The 15,039-nt window shown below is 61.2% G+C and carries 10 protein-coding genes and 1 riboswitch; of the genes, 7 read left to right on the top strand and 3 right to left on the bottom strand.

The window, feature by feature from the left end:
* Positions 1–15: 15 nt before the first annotated feature.
* From BLL38_RS16515 to BLL38_RS16505, 3 genes are all read right to left on the bottom strand, one after another.
* Positions 16–600 carry a TMEM165/GDT1 family protein gene (locus tag BLL38_RS16515; protein ID WP_038443301.1) on the bottom strand — a complete coding sequence of 195 codons (585 nt, stop codon included), beginning with the start codon at positions 598–600 and terminating at the stop codon, positions 16–18.
* A gap of 88 nt (positions 601–688) precedes the next feature.
* Positions 689–810: riboswitch (yybP-ykoY riboswitch) on the bottom strand.
* Between the two features lie 50 nt (positions 811–860).
* A complete protein-coding gene (locus BLL38_RS16510) occupies positions 861–1,859 on the bottom strand; it encodes a methyltransferase (RefSeq protein WP_076963521.1) in 999 nt (332 codons plus the stop codon).
* A gap of 30 nt (positions 1,860–1,889) precedes the next feature.
* On the bottom strand, positions 1,890–2,855 hold the full coding sequence (locus tag BLL38_RS16505; protein WP_076963520.1) for a 2-hydroxyacid dehydrogenase: 966 nt from the start codon (positions 2,853–2,855) through the stop codon (positions 1,890–1,892).
* Positions 2,856–2,939: 84 nt separating this feature from the next.
* Here BLL38_RS16505 and BLL38_RS16500 point away from each other — a divergent pair, with 84 nt between their 5' ends.
* The 7 genes from BLL38_RS16500 to BLL38_RS16470 all read left to right on the top strand — a co-directional run bounded on the left by BLL38_RS16500 (position 2,940) and on the right by BLL38_RS16470 (position 14,944).
* Entirely contained in the window at positions 2,940–3,569 is a 630-nt protein-coding gene (locus BLL38_RS16500; RefSeq protein WP_076963519.1) for a LysE family translocator, read from the top strand.
* A 146-nt stretch (positions 3,570–3,715) separates the two neighbouring features.
* Positions 3,716–5,398: a fatty acid--CoA ligase gene (locus BLL38_RS16495; protein WP_076963518.1), complete on the top strand. Its 1,683-nt coding sequence runs from the start codon at positions 3,716–3,718 to the stop codon at positions 5,396–5,398.
* A gap of 335 nt (positions 5,399–5,733) precedes the next feature.
* Positions 5,734–7,605, top strand: coding sequence for a DUF1302 domain-containing protein (locus tag BLL38_RS16490; RefSeq protein ID WP_076963517.1), 1,872 nt, complete (start codon positions 5,734–5,736; stop codon positions 7,603–7,605).
* Positions 7,606–7,647: 42 nt separating this feature from the next.
* The gene (locus tag BLL38_RS16485) at positions 7,648–9,012 is read left to right on the top strand and encodes a DUF1329 domain-containing protein (protein WP_076963516.1); all 1,365 of its coding nucleotides are present in this window, start codon (positions 7,648–7,650) and stop codon (positions 9,010–9,012) included.
* 274 nt (positions 9,013–9,286) lie between these two features.
* The gene (locus tag BLL38_RS16480) at positions 9,287–12,025 is read left to right on the top strand and encodes a winged helix-turn-helix domain-containing protein (RefSeq protein ID WP_076963515.1); all 2,739 of its coding nucleotides are present in this window, start codon (positions 9,287–9,289) and stop codon (positions 12,023–12,025) included.
* 72 nt (positions 12,026–12,097) lie between these two features.
* On the top strand, positions 12,098–14,287 hold the full coding sequence (locus BLL38_RS16475; RefSeq protein WP_076963514.1) for an OsmC domain/YcaO domain-containing protein: 2,190 nt from the start codon (positions 12,098–12,100) through the stop codon (positions 14,285–14,287).
* Positions 14,288–14,299: 12 nt separating this feature from the next.
* A complete protein-coding gene (locus tag BLL38_RS16470; RefSeq protein WP_076963513.1) occupies positions 14,300–14,944 on the top strand; it encodes an MBL fold metallo-hydrolase in 645 nt (214 codons plus the stop codon).
* Positions 14,945–15,039: the final 95 nt, after the last annotated feature.

Genomic DNA, 15,039 nt, shown 5'->3' with positions numbered 1-15,039 from the left:
CTCCCACATTTGCAATTAGATCCAGCCACTGCTTTGCATGGCCTTGTACACCGCCACCAGCGCCAGGATGAAGAACGCCGAGGCTGCCAGGCGCCGAATCAGGGTCAGTGGCAGTTTTTCCGCCGCGAAATTCCCCGCCAGAACCACCGGTACGTTGGCAATCAACATGCCTAAGGTGGTGCCGATAATCACCAGCCACAACTCCGGGTACTGTGCCGCCAGCATCACCGTGGCGATCTGCGTCTTGTCACCGATTTCTGCGATAAAGAATGCAATCAGGGTGGTCAGGAACGGCCCGAACTTGCGTGAGGTGCTGGTTTCGTCATCGTCGAGTTTGTCTGGCACCAGGGTCCACAGGGCCGTGGCGCAGAAGCTCGCGGCGAGGATCCAGTGCAGCACCGCATCCGAGAAGAAACTGCCAAACCAGGCGCCCACGGCACCGGCGGCGGCGTGGTTGGCGAGGGTCGCAGCGATGATGCCGGCGATGATCGGCCAGGGTTTGCGAAAGCGTGCGGCGAGAATGAGCGCGAGTAATTGCGTCTTGTCGCCGATTTCGGCCAAGGCAACGATTGCGGTAGGAACGAGCAGTGAATCCAGCATCAGGTAGGTTTCCAGGGGCGGGTCGACACGGCTATGACACGTACAGCCTTCCCGCCCCGGGTAAGGTGTGCGTGTCATAGGTCTTGTCAAACCCCGGTCCGTCTGTGCGGACTCCTGGGTCGCATACGCCATGGTCTGCTGACCAAGTATGTTGACGTATGCCGGACGAGCATATTGCTCGTGGGAGACTACTCCCCTAGGACGGAGCGGATTCTGCCTTGGCAAAATCCATTCGGCAAGCCTTCTTTTTCAAACGCCCGTCAGCCGCGTTTGGCACGGTAGATGCGAAAGCCCTGGCCCTCGGCCTTGACTGCGCACACGCCCAGATGCTCTTCGATCAGTGGTTGGTACTTCAGGAAGCTATTGGCGACTAACCGAAGTTCGCCGCCGTTTTTCAGATGTTGGCGGGCTTTTCGCAGCAGGTTTTCTGTAGCGAAATAATCCGTGTGCACCCCGACATGGAACGGTGGGTTGCTCAAGATCGCATCCAGGCCCATGGGGGCCGCGTCGATACCATCGCCGGTCAACACATCGCCTTGCAGGCCATTGGCGGCCAGGGTCAGGCGACTGCTGGCCGTGGCGAAGGCGTCCACATCGAGCAGGGTCACGGTGTTGTGCGGGTAGCGTCGCTTGACCGCCGCGCCGAGCACGCCGGCGCCACAGCCGAAGTCCAGTAGATGACCGCTGGGCAGTTTGTCCAGGTGTTCCAGTAGCAGCGCCGTGCCGCGATCCAGGCGGCCATGGCTGAATACGCCCGGCAGGCTGACGACCTTGAGCGGTCCGTCGGCCAGCGGCACCTCAAACACCTCGGCCAGGCTTTCCAGCTCGGGTGCCGCCGGAGCGTTGGCCACGGTGGCCAGCCACAGCTGGCAGTGCCGCGCATTGTCGAGCTTGCGCGGCTTGCCAAAGGCGTTCAGTTGCTTGGCGGCGCTTTCGATGCCGCCGCGTTTTTCGCCCACCAGGTACAGCTCGGCCCCCGGCAGCCGTGCCGCCACGGCCTTGAGGATGTAGTCGGCCAGATCCTTGGACTTGGGCAGGAACACCACGGCCGTGTCGAATGCACGCTGCGGCACATTCACCCCGAAATGGCTGCGCTCGGCAAACCGCGCATCCAGCGCCGCCTGGTCACCGGCATGCCAGCACCAACCATGGGCATTGGGCAGGCGGCCCAGCAGGTCGTCGGCGGGCAGGCCGGCCAGCAACACGTTGCCTTGAAAAAGTTCGGCCTGGCGAAGCAGTACTTCACTGCGCGGATCCATGGTCTGCTCCTGAAAAAGGAGCGCAGTTTATCAACTGACGACGCGCTGCGGGGCGCCGCTGAAAAAGCCCCGGGCGTTTTCGGTCAATTGGCCGACGATCCGCTGCCGCGCTTCGCGGCTGCCCCAGGCACTGTGGGGGGTGATGATCAGCCGGGGGATGTCACCGGCCAGCAGCGGGTTGCCGGTGGTCGGTGGTTCGACGCTCAGCACATCGCTGGCCGCGCCGCCCAGATGACCGCTGCGCAAGGCGTCTGCCAAGGCCTGTTCATCAATCAGGCCACCGCGTGCGGTATTGACCACGAACGCGCCCGGCTTGAGCTGCGCCAGCTCGCGGGCCCCGATAAAGTGCCGCGTGTGTTCGTTGAGGGGGCAGTGCAGGGTCAGGGCGTCGATCTGCGGCAGCAGCTCGTCCAGTGGCACCCGATCCGCACGGGCCGGGCGGCCGGGGATGGCGCCCAGCATCACGCGCATGCCAAAGGCTTCGGCCAGGCGCGCAACGGCGCCGCCCAGCTCGCCATGGCCCAGCAAACCCAGGGTCTTGCCTTGCAGTTCGACAATCGGGTAATCCAGCAGGCAGAACTGCCTGGCTTGCTGCCACAGGCCGGCGTCGACGTCTTTTTGATAGTCCTTCAGGCGTGTGGCGAGGTTGAGCAGCAGCATGATCGTGTGTTGCGCCACCGACGGCGTGCCGTAGCCCTGGCAGTTGCTCACGGTAATGCCCTGGGCGCGGGCGGCGGCCAGGTCGACGTTATTGGTGCCGGTGGCGGCGATCAGGATCAGCTTCAGCTCGGGGCAGGCGGCCAGTGTCTGGGCGTTGAGCAGGATCTTGTTACTGATCGCTACTTGAGCGCCTTGCAAGCGCTCGATCACCTGATCCGCGCGGGTCTGTTCGCACAACTGCAAGTCACTGAAGGTTTCCCGCAACCCGCTCAGGTCCAGGTCCCCCAGATCGAGGGAAGGGTGATCGAGGAAGACCGCGCGGCGATTGTTCGTCATCAACTGTACCTTTTGTGACAGGGTTCAAAAGCGTAATCTGCCGAGCCTACCAGATGAAATAATCAGTTACTTCTTGGAGTGTGCATGTACATCACCGAGTTTTTGACCGTGGCGTTGATTCACCTGTTGGCCGTGGCCAGCCCCGGGCCGGACTTTGCCGTGGTGGTGCGCGAGAGCGTGACCCATGGCCGGCGTGCCGGCACCTGGACGGCGTTGGGCGTCGGTTCGGCGATTTTCCTTCATGTTGGCTACTCGTTGCTCGGTATCGGCTTGATCGTGTCCCAGTCCATCGTGCTGTTCAACGCCTTGAAATGGGCGGCGGCGGCCTACCTGTTGTACATCGGCTTCAAGGCCCTGCGCGCGCAGCCGGCCAAGCCTGCCGGCGAAGAAGAGCTGCACCGCGAAGTGGGCGAGCGCAGTGCCCGCGGCGCCTTTACCTCGGGTTTTGTGACCAATGGCCTGAACCCCAAGGCCACGCTGTTTTTCCTGTCGCTGTTCACCGTGGTGATCAACCCCCACACGCCGCTGGCGATCCAGGCCGGTTATGGCCTGTACCTGGCCGTGGCCACCGCCCTGTGGTTCTGCATGGTGGCCATGTTGTTCAGCCAACAGCGCGTGCGCGCAGGTTTTGCGCGCATGGGCCACTGGTTTGATCGGAGCATGGGGGTGGTGCTGATTGCCATCGGTGTGAAAGTAGCGTTTACCGAGCGCTGATCGCGTTATCCGTGAATGAATGCTGGCGCAAAGCTAGCATTCATTCAGCCCTGCAAATCATTCCTTCGGCTGATTTGGCCGGCGTGCAAGGTCTCTACAGTGCAAATCCTTTAGCCAAGACCGTGCAGTCATAAAAAGGGATTCGTATGTTGCAGACTCGTGTTATCCCGCCCGCCGAAGGCGCCTACCAATACCCACTGTTGATCAAACGCCTGTTGATGTCGGGCGTGCGCTATGAAAAAACCCGGGAAATCATCTACCGCGACCAACTGCGCTACACCTACCCCACCCTGATCGAGCGCGTCGCCCGCCTGGCCAATGTGTTGACCGCCGCCGGGGTCAAGGCCGGTGATACCGTAGCTGTGATGGACTGGGACAGCCACCGTTACCTGGAATGCATGTTCGCCATCCCGATGATTGGCGCGGTGATCCACACCATCAACGTGCGCCTGTCGCCAGAGCAGATCCTCTACACGATGAACCACGCCGAGGACCGCTTTGTGCTGGTCAACAGCGAGTTCGTCGGCCTGTACCAAGCGATTGCCGGGCAGTTGACCACCGTCGACAAGACCCTGCTGTTGACCGATGGCGCAGAAAAAACCGCCGACCTGCCCAACCTGGTAGGCGAGTACGAAACCCTGCTGGCGGCCGCCAGTACGCAGTACACCTTCGAGGATTTCGACGAGCATTCGGTGGCCACCACCTTCTACACCACTGGCACCACCGGTAACCCCAAGGGGGTGTATTTCACCCACCGCCAACTGGTGCTGCACACCATCGGCGTGGCGACCATCATGGGCAGCGTCGACAGCGTGCGCCTGCTGGGCACCAACGATGTGTACATGCCCATCACGCCGATGTTCCACGTGCACGCCTGGGGCCTGCCGTATGTGGCGACCATGCTGGGCCTGAAGCAGGTCTACCCCGGGCGCTACGACCCGGAATACCTGGTGGAGCTATGGCGCAAGGAGAAGGTCACGTTCTCCCACTGCGTGCCGACCATCCTGCAGATGCTGCTCAATGCCAAGGCCGCCCAGGGCGTGGATTTTGCCGGCTGGAAGATCGTCATCGGCGGCAGCGCCCTCAACCGCTCGCTGTATGAGGCGGCCAAGGCCCGTGGTATCCAGCTGACGGCGGCCTACGGCATGTCCGAGACCGGCCCGTTGGTGTCCTGTGCCCACCTCAATGACGAACTGATGGCCGGCAGCGAAGACGAGCGCACCACCTATCGGATCAAGGCCGGTGTGCCCGGGCCGTTGGTGGAGGCTGCGATCGTCGACGGTGAAGGCAATTTCCTCCCGGCCGATGGCGAGTCCCAGGGCGAGTTGGTGCTGCGTGCGCCGTGGCTCAGCGAAGGTTATTTCAAGGAACCGCAAAAGGGCGCCGAGCTCTGGGAAGGCGGCTGGATGCACACCGGCGACGTGGCCACCCTCGATGCCTTCGGCGTGATCGATATTCGCGACCGTATCAAGGACGTGATCAAGACCGGCGGTGAGTGGGTTTCGTCCCTGGCCCTCGAAGACCTGGTCAGCCGTCACCCGGCGGTACGCGAAGTAGCGGTGGTCGGGATTGCCGACCCGCAGTGGGGCGAGCGCCCGTTTGCGCTGTTGGTGGTCCGTGAAGGCCACGGGATTGGCGCCCGCGAACTCAAGGAACACCTCAAGCCGTATGTCGAGCAGGGCCACTTGAGCAAGTGGGCGATTCCAAGTCAGATTGCCATTGTTACGGAAATTCCCAAGACCAGCGTCGGCAAGCTGGACAAGAAACGTATCCGTATCGACATCATCGAATGGCAGGCCAATAACAGCACCTTCCTCTCCACGCTCTGACCCCTCGTGCCGTGCCCGTCCGGGCACGGCAATGCTCTATTACAAGCCTTCGCCTTGTCATTTGGTGAATTTCAGCCATCCTCTTTCGCGTCAGCCCTCGCTGACATGGCGAAAGGGCTGTTGCAGACGGGTTGGTGATGCAAATCACACTTTAGAGGGATCAAGCGATACCCCCCGCTGGCTATAGTCCCTCCCAGCGTTTTTCAAGGATGCGGCGCTGCGGGCCTGGGTGGTCCGGCAGCTGTCTGGCATTGGAATCGTTGTATTCCGGCTGTTACAAGCGTGTTTGAAAAGGCTCACTGCCATAACAATAAAATGCACATGGAGTAGCGTCGATGACCTCAGTAAACCAGTTCTGGCGCCGGGCGAGATTACCCCTGGCGGTCAGTCTTGCCTCGACCCTCGCCGGGCCCGCATTCGGCGTCAGTTTCAACATCGGTGAAATCGAAGGCAGCTTCGACTCGTCCCTGTCGGTGGGGGCCAGTTGGGGCACGTCCAAGCCCAACAAGGACCTGATCGGCGCCAACAACGGCGGCAGGGGGCTGTCGCAGACCTCCGATGACGGTCACTTGAACTTCAAGCGTGGGGAGACGTTCTCGAAGATCTTCAAGGGCATCCATGACCTGGAACTGAAGTACGGCGATACCGGCGTATTCGTACGTGGCAAATACTGGTACGACTTTGAACTCAAGGACGAAAGCCGCGAGTTCAAGGACATCAGCGACAACAACCGCAAAGAAGGCGCCAAGTCCTCGGGCGGGCAGATTCTCGATGCGTTCGTCTACCACAACTACTCCATTGCCGATGCGCCGGGTTCGGTGCGCTTTGGTAAGCAGGTCGTGAGCTGGGGTGAAAGTACCTTCATCGGTGGCGGCATCAACTCGGTCAACCCGATCGACGTGTCGGCGTTCCGTCGTCCGGGGGCCGAGATCAAGGAAGGCCTGATCCCGGTCAATATGTTCTACGTGTCCCAATCGTTGACTGACAACCTGTCGGCAGAAGCCTTCTATCAGTTGGAGTGGGACCAGACGGTTACCGATAACTGTGGGACTTTCTTCTCGCAGCCGGATGTTATTTCCGATGGTTGCAGCGACAACCTGCGGGTGCTGAACAAGCGTTCGCAATTTCCGGCAACAGCCATCCCGTTCCTGACGTCCCAAGGGGTCGACATGAACGAAGAGGGTGTGAAGGTCGCCCGTGGACCTGACCGCGATGCACGTGACAGTGGGCAGTTCGGTTTTGCGTTCCACTACAACTTTGAACCGCTGGATACCGAGTTCGGCGCGTACTTCATGAACTATCACAGCCGTGCGCCGATTTTCAGTGGCCAGGGCGCCTCCCAGCGTGTGTTCAACATTGCCAATAACCTGCCAGCCCCGTTGGCCGGCCTGGCGCCGGTTATCGTCGCGGGTAACTCCAACTATTTTGTTGAATACCCGGAAGACATCCGCCTCTACGGTTTGAGTTTCTCCACCACCTTGCCTACGGGTACGGCGTGGAGTGGTGAGTTGAGCTACCGTCCGAATGCGCCGGTACAACTCAACACCACGGATATCCTGTTTGCCGGGGTGACTGGGGTTAATGGGTATAACAATGCCTCGGTACTCAAGGGGCAGCCTGGCCAGGACTTGCATGGCTATCGCCGCAAGGAAGTCAGCCAGTTCCAAACGACCTTTACGCACTTCTTCGACCAGGTCATGGGGGCAAGCCGCCTGACGACCGTGGGTGAGATCGGTGTGACGCATGTCGGTGGGCTGGAGAGTAAGTCCGAGGCGCGTTATGGGCGTGACCCGGTGTTTGGTCCAGGCAGCTTGCCCGGCGGTTTCTGTAACCGTCTGAATGCTTCGACATCCGCAGGTGCCGGGCTGGGCGGCAGCACTGCCGGCTTGAACACCAACTGCAACCAGGACGGCTATACCACCGCCACTTCCTGGGGTTACCGCGCCCGTGCCATCTGGGAATACCCGGACGTCTTCGCTGGCGTCAACCTCAAGCCAAGCGTGGCCTGGTCCCATGACGTCAAAGGTTACTCGCCAGGCCCTGGCGGCAACTTTGAAGAGGGCCGCAAGGCCGTCAGCCTGGGGGTGGATGCTGAATACCAGAACACCTATACCGTCAGCCTGAACTACACCAACTTCTTTGGTGGCGACTTCAGCACGGTGGATGACCGCGATTTCGTCGCCTTGAGCGCCGGCGTGAACTTCTAAGCACACTCTTTAAGCAGTCAGTATTTTCAGGAAGACCAGAACATGAAAATAACCAAAAGTCTGTTGCACGTGGGTGTGCTGGGACTGTCGATCATGGCCAGCAGCGTCATGGCGGCCGTCTCGGCGGATGAAGCCGCCAAGCTGGGCACCACGTTGACCCCGATGGGCGCGGAAATGGCCGGCAACGCCGCCGGCACCATCCCGGCCTGGAAGGCGATGCCCACCAACGCCGGCGCCGTGGACGCCAAGGGCTTCCTGGCCAACCCGTATGCCAGCGAGCAACCGCAGTTCACCATCACCGCGCAGAACGTCGAGCAGTACAAAGACAAGCTGGCACCGGGGCAGTACGCGATGTTCAAGCGCTACCCCGAAACCTTCAAGATGCCGGTGTACGCCACCCATCGCGGCGCCACCGTGCCGGCAGAAGTGTTCGCCTCCATCAAGAAGAACGCCACCAGCACCAACCTGGTAGGCGGTGGTAACGGCCTGGAAAACTTCGAGACCGCGATTCCGTTCCCGATCCCGAAAAGCGGGGTCGAGGTGATCTGGAACCACATCACCCGCTATCGCGGCGGCAGCGTGACGCGCCTGGTGACCCAGGCCACGCCGCAGGCCAACGGTTCGTACAGCCTGGTGTACTTCCAGGACCAGTTCGTGTTCCGCGACAAGATGAAGGACTACGACCCGAAAAACCCGGGTAACATCCTGTTCTACTTCAAGCAGAAGGTGACGGCCCCGGCGCGCCTGGCCGGTGGTGTGTTGCTGGTACACGAAACCCTCGACCAGGTGAAGGAACCACGCGCCGCGTGGGTCTATAACGCCGGCCAGCGCCGTGTGCGCCGTGCGCCGCAAGTGTCCTACGACGGGCCGGGTACTGCCGCCGATGGCCTGCGCACTTCCGACAACCTCGACATGTACAACGGCGCCCCGGATCGCTACGACTGGAAGCTGGAAGGCAAGAAGGAAATCTACATCGCCTCCAACAGCTACAAGCTCGACGATCCGAAGCTCAAGTACGCCGATATCATCAAGGCCGGCCACATCAACCAGGACCTGGCGCGCTATGAACTGCGCCGCGTGTGGCATGTGGTCGCGACCTTGAAGGAAGGCCAGCGCCATATCTACGCCAAGCGTGACTTCTACATCGACGAAGACACCTGGCAGGCCGCCGTGATCGACCATTACGACGGTCGTGGCCAACTGTGGCGCGTGGCCGAAGCCCATGGCGAGAACTACTACGACAAGCAAGTGCCGTGGTACGCCCTCGAAACCCTCTACGACCTGCAGTCCGGCCGCTACCTGGCCCTGGGCATGAAGAACGAAGAGAAGCAAGCCTATGACTTCGGCTTCACCGCCACCACCAACGACTTCACCCCGGCGGCCCTGCGTCAGGATGGTGTTCGCTAACTGGCGGTAAGCAAGTCCGGGCTTGGAGAGGGCTTGTGTGGGAGCGGGCTTGCCCGCGATGGCTGTGGGTCAGTTAATGCAACTCAGACTGAAACACCGCCATCGCGAGCAAGCCCGCTCCCACATTTGTTTTGGGGCAGTCGGAAAATAGTTGGTTATTTCTTGTTGTAGTCTTTTTCAGACAAATGTTGCAAAGATCTACAAAGCGGCAGCTTTTAACGCTAGTCTGCGGACATCTGCAATGCCGACCACAGCCTATTACAAGAGCCCGGCGATGACTGATCTGTCCCCAATCCAAGGGCCTGCCAGTGCGGTAATCCCCACGCTGGAAGGGCGCTTCTACCGACCCCCGCTGCCCGATGGCTATGTGCTGCGCCCGCGTTTGTGCGAGCGCTTGAGCGCGGGCCTGGACGGGCGTCTATTGCTGGTCAGCGCCCCGGCCGGGTTTGGCAAGAGTTCGTTGGCGGTGGAGTTCTGCCAAAGCTTGCCGGCTCACTGGCAAAGCCTGTGGCTGGGCCTCAGTTCGCGGGACAGTGATCCGGGGCGCTTCCTTGAGCGCCTGCTGGAAGGTTTACAGCAGTATTTCCCGCAGGTCGGTGCCCAAGCCCTGGGTTTGTTGAAAATGCGCCAGCGCCATCAACCGTTTGCCTTTGAAGAATGGCTCGATGGCTTGCTCGACGAATTGACCGTCCACCTGTCCACACGCACCCCGTTATTGTTGGTACTGGATGACTACCACCTGGCCCAGGGCCCGGTGCTGGATCGTTGCCTGCAGTTTTTCCTCAACCATTTACCCGATGGCCTGTTGGTGCTGGTCACCAGCCGCCAGCGCCCCGACTGGCATTTGGCGCGCTTGCGTTTGTCCCGGCATTTGCTGGAGTTGCATGAACAGGACCTGCGCCTGACCAACGACGAATCCCTGGCCTTGCTCGACCGCCATAGCAGCTCGCTGCGCGGTGAGGCCTTGGATAACCTGATTCGCCGTAGCGAAGGTTGGGTGGCCGGCTTGCGCTTCTGGTTGCTGGCTGCCTCTGAAGCCGGCAGCGAGGCCGACCTGCCCCAGGGCCTGCATGGCGGGGAAGGGTTGATCCGTGACTATCTGCTGGAAGAGGTGATCGATTGCCTGCCGCCGGAAGTCCAGGGGTTCCTCTACGACACCGCCTCCCAGGAGCGCTTTTGCAGCGAGCTGTGCGATGCGGTGCGCGAGGCCCATGACAGCGCGGAAATCCTGCGTTACCTGCAAGCCCACCAGGTATTCCTGGTGCCGTTGGACGAGCAGGGCCATTGGTATCGCTATCACCACCTGTTTTCCGACTTGCTGCGCACCCGCCGCTCACCGAATGCGATATTGCCGGCCGCCAGCCTGCATTTGCGCGCCTGTCGCTGGTTCAATGCCCAGGGCTTGCTCGATGAAGCCGTGGAGCAGGCCCTGCGCGCGGGGCACCTGGATGTGGCGGCGAACCTGGTGCAGAACCTGTCTGAAGAACAGCTGCTGGCCGAGCAGAACGTCGGCATGCTCCTGCGCTGGAAGATGGACTTGCCCGACAGCCTGTTGATCAGCACGCCGCGCTTGATCGTGCTCTATAGCTGGGCGCTGGGGCTGGCCTGCCAACTGGATGCGGCGCAAGAGTTGTCCAGCCATCTCAGCCGCTTCCTGCCGGCACCGTCGGCCACGGCGCAGAAGTCGATGCTGGCCCAGTGGCTGGCCCTCAGCGGCATCATCGCCCGGGGGCGCGGCAATCGCGAGCTGACCCAGCTGTATTGCACAGAAGCCCTGGAAAGCCTGCCGCACAAGCGTTACGGCCAGCGCTTGATGTGCCTGTCGACCTTGTCGAACCTGGCCATCGTCGACGCCGACCTGTGGCGTGCGCGGGGCTTGAACCGCGAATCCCTGGAACTGGCGCAACGCGTCGGCAACCCGTTGTTCGAGGCCCTGGCCCATTACGACCGGGCGCGGGTGCTGCAGGCCCGCGGGGAAATCCTGCGCTCCCTGGACGAGGTGCGCGAGGGCCTGCAACGCTTGCAGGGCCTGGCGTCCCAGCGCCTGTATGCGGTGCGTGCCCGCCTGTCGTTGTATGAAGGCTTCCTGCTGCTGATGCGTTGCCAGCCGGAAGCCGGCCTGCTGCGTCTGCGCACAGGGCTGGCCGAAGCCCGCGCCTGCCGGGATATCAGTGTGTTGATCGGCCACTGTGTCATCGCCAACCTTGAGGGGCGCCGTGGCGATTTCCCCAAGGCCTTTGCCGAGCTGGCCGAAGCCGAGCGGTTGATGCATATCTGGGACGTGCCGCCGATCTACTACCTGGCCATGATCACCCTGATCAAATGCGAGCTGTGGCTGGCCCAGGGCCGTACCGACCTGGCCGATGCCTGGCTGGCGCGCCTGGGGCAGACCTATAACGGCGAGCAGGCCGCCGCCGCCCCGGAGTTTCATCCACACCTGCCGCAACATATCGAGCTGCAACAGGCGGCCCTGGATGCCATTCGCGGCCAATCCGACAGCGCCTTGCGTCGCCTCGATGGCGTGGCGCGGCAAGCCGAAAGCAAAGGCCAGCAGATGATCGCGGTGATGGCCCTGAACCAGCACGTGCTGTTGTTACTGGACGACGGCCAGGCAGCGTCCGCCCGGCCGGTTTTTGCCCGCGCCCTGCAAATGGCCAGCGGCGGCGCCTTGCAACCCTTCCAGCGCCTGTTGGAACGTTATCCCGACTGGCTGCGCGAGCAACTGGGCCAGGCGCCGAATGACATGTTGCGACAAAGCCTGTGGGCCCTGCTGCCGGCGGTTGCCCCGCGTGAACCGGCCGAAACCACCCATACTGGCGAAACCCTGAGCGCCCGGGAACTGGCGGTATTGCAGTTGATCGCCCAGGGCTGTTCCAACCAGGAGATCAGCAACCAACTGTTTATCTCGCTGCACACCGTCAAGACCCACGCCAGTCATATCAACAGCAAACTGGGGGTCGAGCGCCGTACCCAGGCGGTCGCGCGGGCGCAGGAGATGGGGTTGTTGGGGTAAGGGGGAGACTTGCGCCGCAAAAGCCGGATAATGGCGGCCAATTCGTTTGCTCCGCTATTCTGGTAATCCCGCATGGAAATCAAGGTCAATTTTCTCGACAATCTCCGGCTCGAAGCCAAGTTCGATGACTTCACCGTGGTGGCCGACCAGCCGATTCGCTACAAGGGCGATGGCTCGGCCCCCGGTCCGTTCGACTACTTCCTGGCTTCGTCGGCGTTGTGTGCGGCTTACTTTGTGAAGTTGTATTGCAGCACGCGCAATATCCCCACGGACAATATCCGCCTGTCGCAGAACAATATTGTCGACCCGGAAAACCGCTACAACCAGATCTTCAAGATCCAGGTCGAGTTGCCTGCGGATATTTGCGACAAGGATCGCCAGGGCATCCTGCGTTCCATCGACCGTTGTACGGTAAAGAAAGTGGTACAGGCCGGGCCTGAGTTTGTCATCGAAGAGGTAGAAAACCTCGACGCCGACGCCCAGGCGTTGCTGATGCCGGCTGCGGCTTCAGACGCGGGCACCTATATCGCGGGCAAGGACCTGCCGCTGGAGCAGACCATCGCCAACATGTCGGCCATTCTCGCGGGCCTGGGCATGAAGATTGAAATCGCCTCGTGGCGCAATATCGTGCCCAATGTCTGGTCGCTGCATATCCGCGATGCCCATTCGCCGATGTGCTTTACCAACGGCAAGGGCGCGACCAAGGAAGGCGCGCTGGCCTCGGCCCTGGGCGAATTTATCGAGCGCCTAAACTGCAACTTCTTCTACAACGACCAGTTCTGGGGCGAAGACATCGCCAATGCGGCGTTTGTGCATTACCCGGACGAGCGCTGGTTCAAGCCGGGCCGCAAAGATGCGCTGCCGGTGGAAATCCTCGACGAGTACTGCCTGAAAATCTACAACCGCGATGGCGAATTGCGTGGCTCACACCTGATCGACACCAACTCCGGCAATGAAGAGCGTGGCATCGTCTCGCTGCCGTTTGTGCGCCAGTCGGATGGCGAGGTGGTGTATTTCCCCTCCAACCTGATCGAAAACCTGTACCTGAGCAACGGCATGAGTGCCGGCAATACTCTGGCTGAAGCCCAGGTGCAGTGCCTGTCGGAGATCTTCGAGCGCGCGGTGAAACGCGAAATCATCGAAGGCGAATTCGCCTTGCCGGATGTACCGGCCGACGTACTGGCCAAATACCCAGGCATCCTTGCCGGTATCCAGGCCCTGGAAGAGCAGGGCTTCCCGGTGTTGGTCAAGGATGCATCCCTGGGCGGCGAGTTCCCGGTGATGTGCGTGACCCTGATGAACCCACGTACCGGGGGCGTGTTTGCCTCGTTCGGTGCCCACCCAAGCCTGGAAGTGGCGCTGGAGCGTAGCCTGACCGAGTTGCTCCAGGGCCGCAGTTTTGAAGGCCTGAATGACTTGCCGCAGCCGACCTTTGAAGGTCATGCGGTGACCGAGCCGAATAACTTTGTCGAACACTTCATCGACTCCAGCGGCGTGGTGTCGTGGCGCTTCTTCAGTGCCAAGTCCGATTACGCGTTCGTGGAGTGGGATTTCTCCGGCCAGGGCGAAGACTCCAACGCCGAAGAGGCCGCGACCCTGTTCGGCATTCTCGAAGGCATGGGCAAGCAGGTCTACATGGCGGTGTACGAGCATATCGGCGCCAAGGCCTGCCGGATCCTGGTGCCGGACTATTCGGAAATCTATCCGGTGGACGACCTGATCTGGGATAACACCAACAAGGCGTTGTTCTTCCGCGCCGATATCCTGAACCTGCACAGCCTGGATGAAGACGGCCTGCAAGCGCTGGTCGAGCGCCTGGTGGAAAGCGAGCTGGATGACTACACCGATATCACCACCCTGATCGGCATCGAGTTCGACGACAACACCGCTTGGGGCCAACTGACGATCCTGGAGCTGAAGCTGCTGATCTATCTGGCCTTGCAGCAGTTTGAAGAGGCGAAAGAGGCGGTGGAGATGTTCCTGCAATACAACGACAACACCGTCGAACGCGGGCTGTTCTACCAGGCGGTGAATGCGGTGCTGGAGATGCAGTTGGACGAGGACCTGGAACTGGAAGACTACGAGGCCAATTTCCGTCGGATGTTTGGCAACGAGCGCATGGATGCCGCCATTGGTTCGGTGGAGGGCAGCGTGCGCTTTTATGGCCTGACCCCAACCAGCATGAAACTCGAAGGCCTGGACCGGCACCTGCGGTTGATCGACAGCTACAAAAAACTGCACGCCGCACGCGCCAACAGCTAGAAGGGATTCCTTATGCAAATCGCAACCCCTGGACTGATCCGTGAAACTTTTCCCGTCGGCCCGTTGCAGTGCAACTGCACGATCATCGGTGATCCGATCAGCAAGAAGGCTATCGTGGTCGATCCGGGTGGCAACCATGAGCTGATCCTGGCGCGGCTCGACGCGCTGGGCCTGAAGGTGGTGAGCATCATCCACACCCATGCGCACCTCGATCATTTCCTGGCCTCTGGCCAATTAAAAGAGAAGACCGGCGCCACACTGCACCTGCACAAGGACGATCAATTCCTGTGGGATAACCTGGAAATGCAGTGCCAGATGTTCGGCGTGCCCTACACTCCGGTGCCGTCGCCGGATCGCTGGTTGGCCGATGATGAAGAGTTGGCCTGTGGCTGCGGCGTGGCTTTGCACACGCCCGGGCATACACCGGGCTCCATGAGTTTCTGGTTTGCCGATGCCAAGCTGCTGATCGCCGGGGATACCTTGTTCCGGCGCGGGGTAGGGCGTACGGATTTGTGGGGCGGCGACCAGGCGACCATCGTGCGCTCGATCCAGCAGCGCCTGTATACCCTGGACGAAGACGCGACCGTGGTGACAGGGCACGGCCCGGATACGCGCCTGGGGGATGAAATGCGCGAAAATCCGTTTGTCAGGGCCTGATCTGGCGAGGCTCTGCTAGGGTTTAGGTAAGTGTGCCGGCCTCCATCTTTTGTTACAGGGCAGGGGCCGGTCACGGAATTTTTGCCGTTTGTCGT

Origin of the sequence: Pseudomonas gessardii, from assembly GCF_001983165.1 — a bacterium.
GTDB lineage: Bacteria > Pseudomonadota > Gammaproteobacteria > Pseudomonadales > Pseudomonadaceae > Aquipseudomonas > Aquipseudomonas gessardii.
This window is presented reverse-complemented; position numbering and strand designations above follow the sequence as displayed.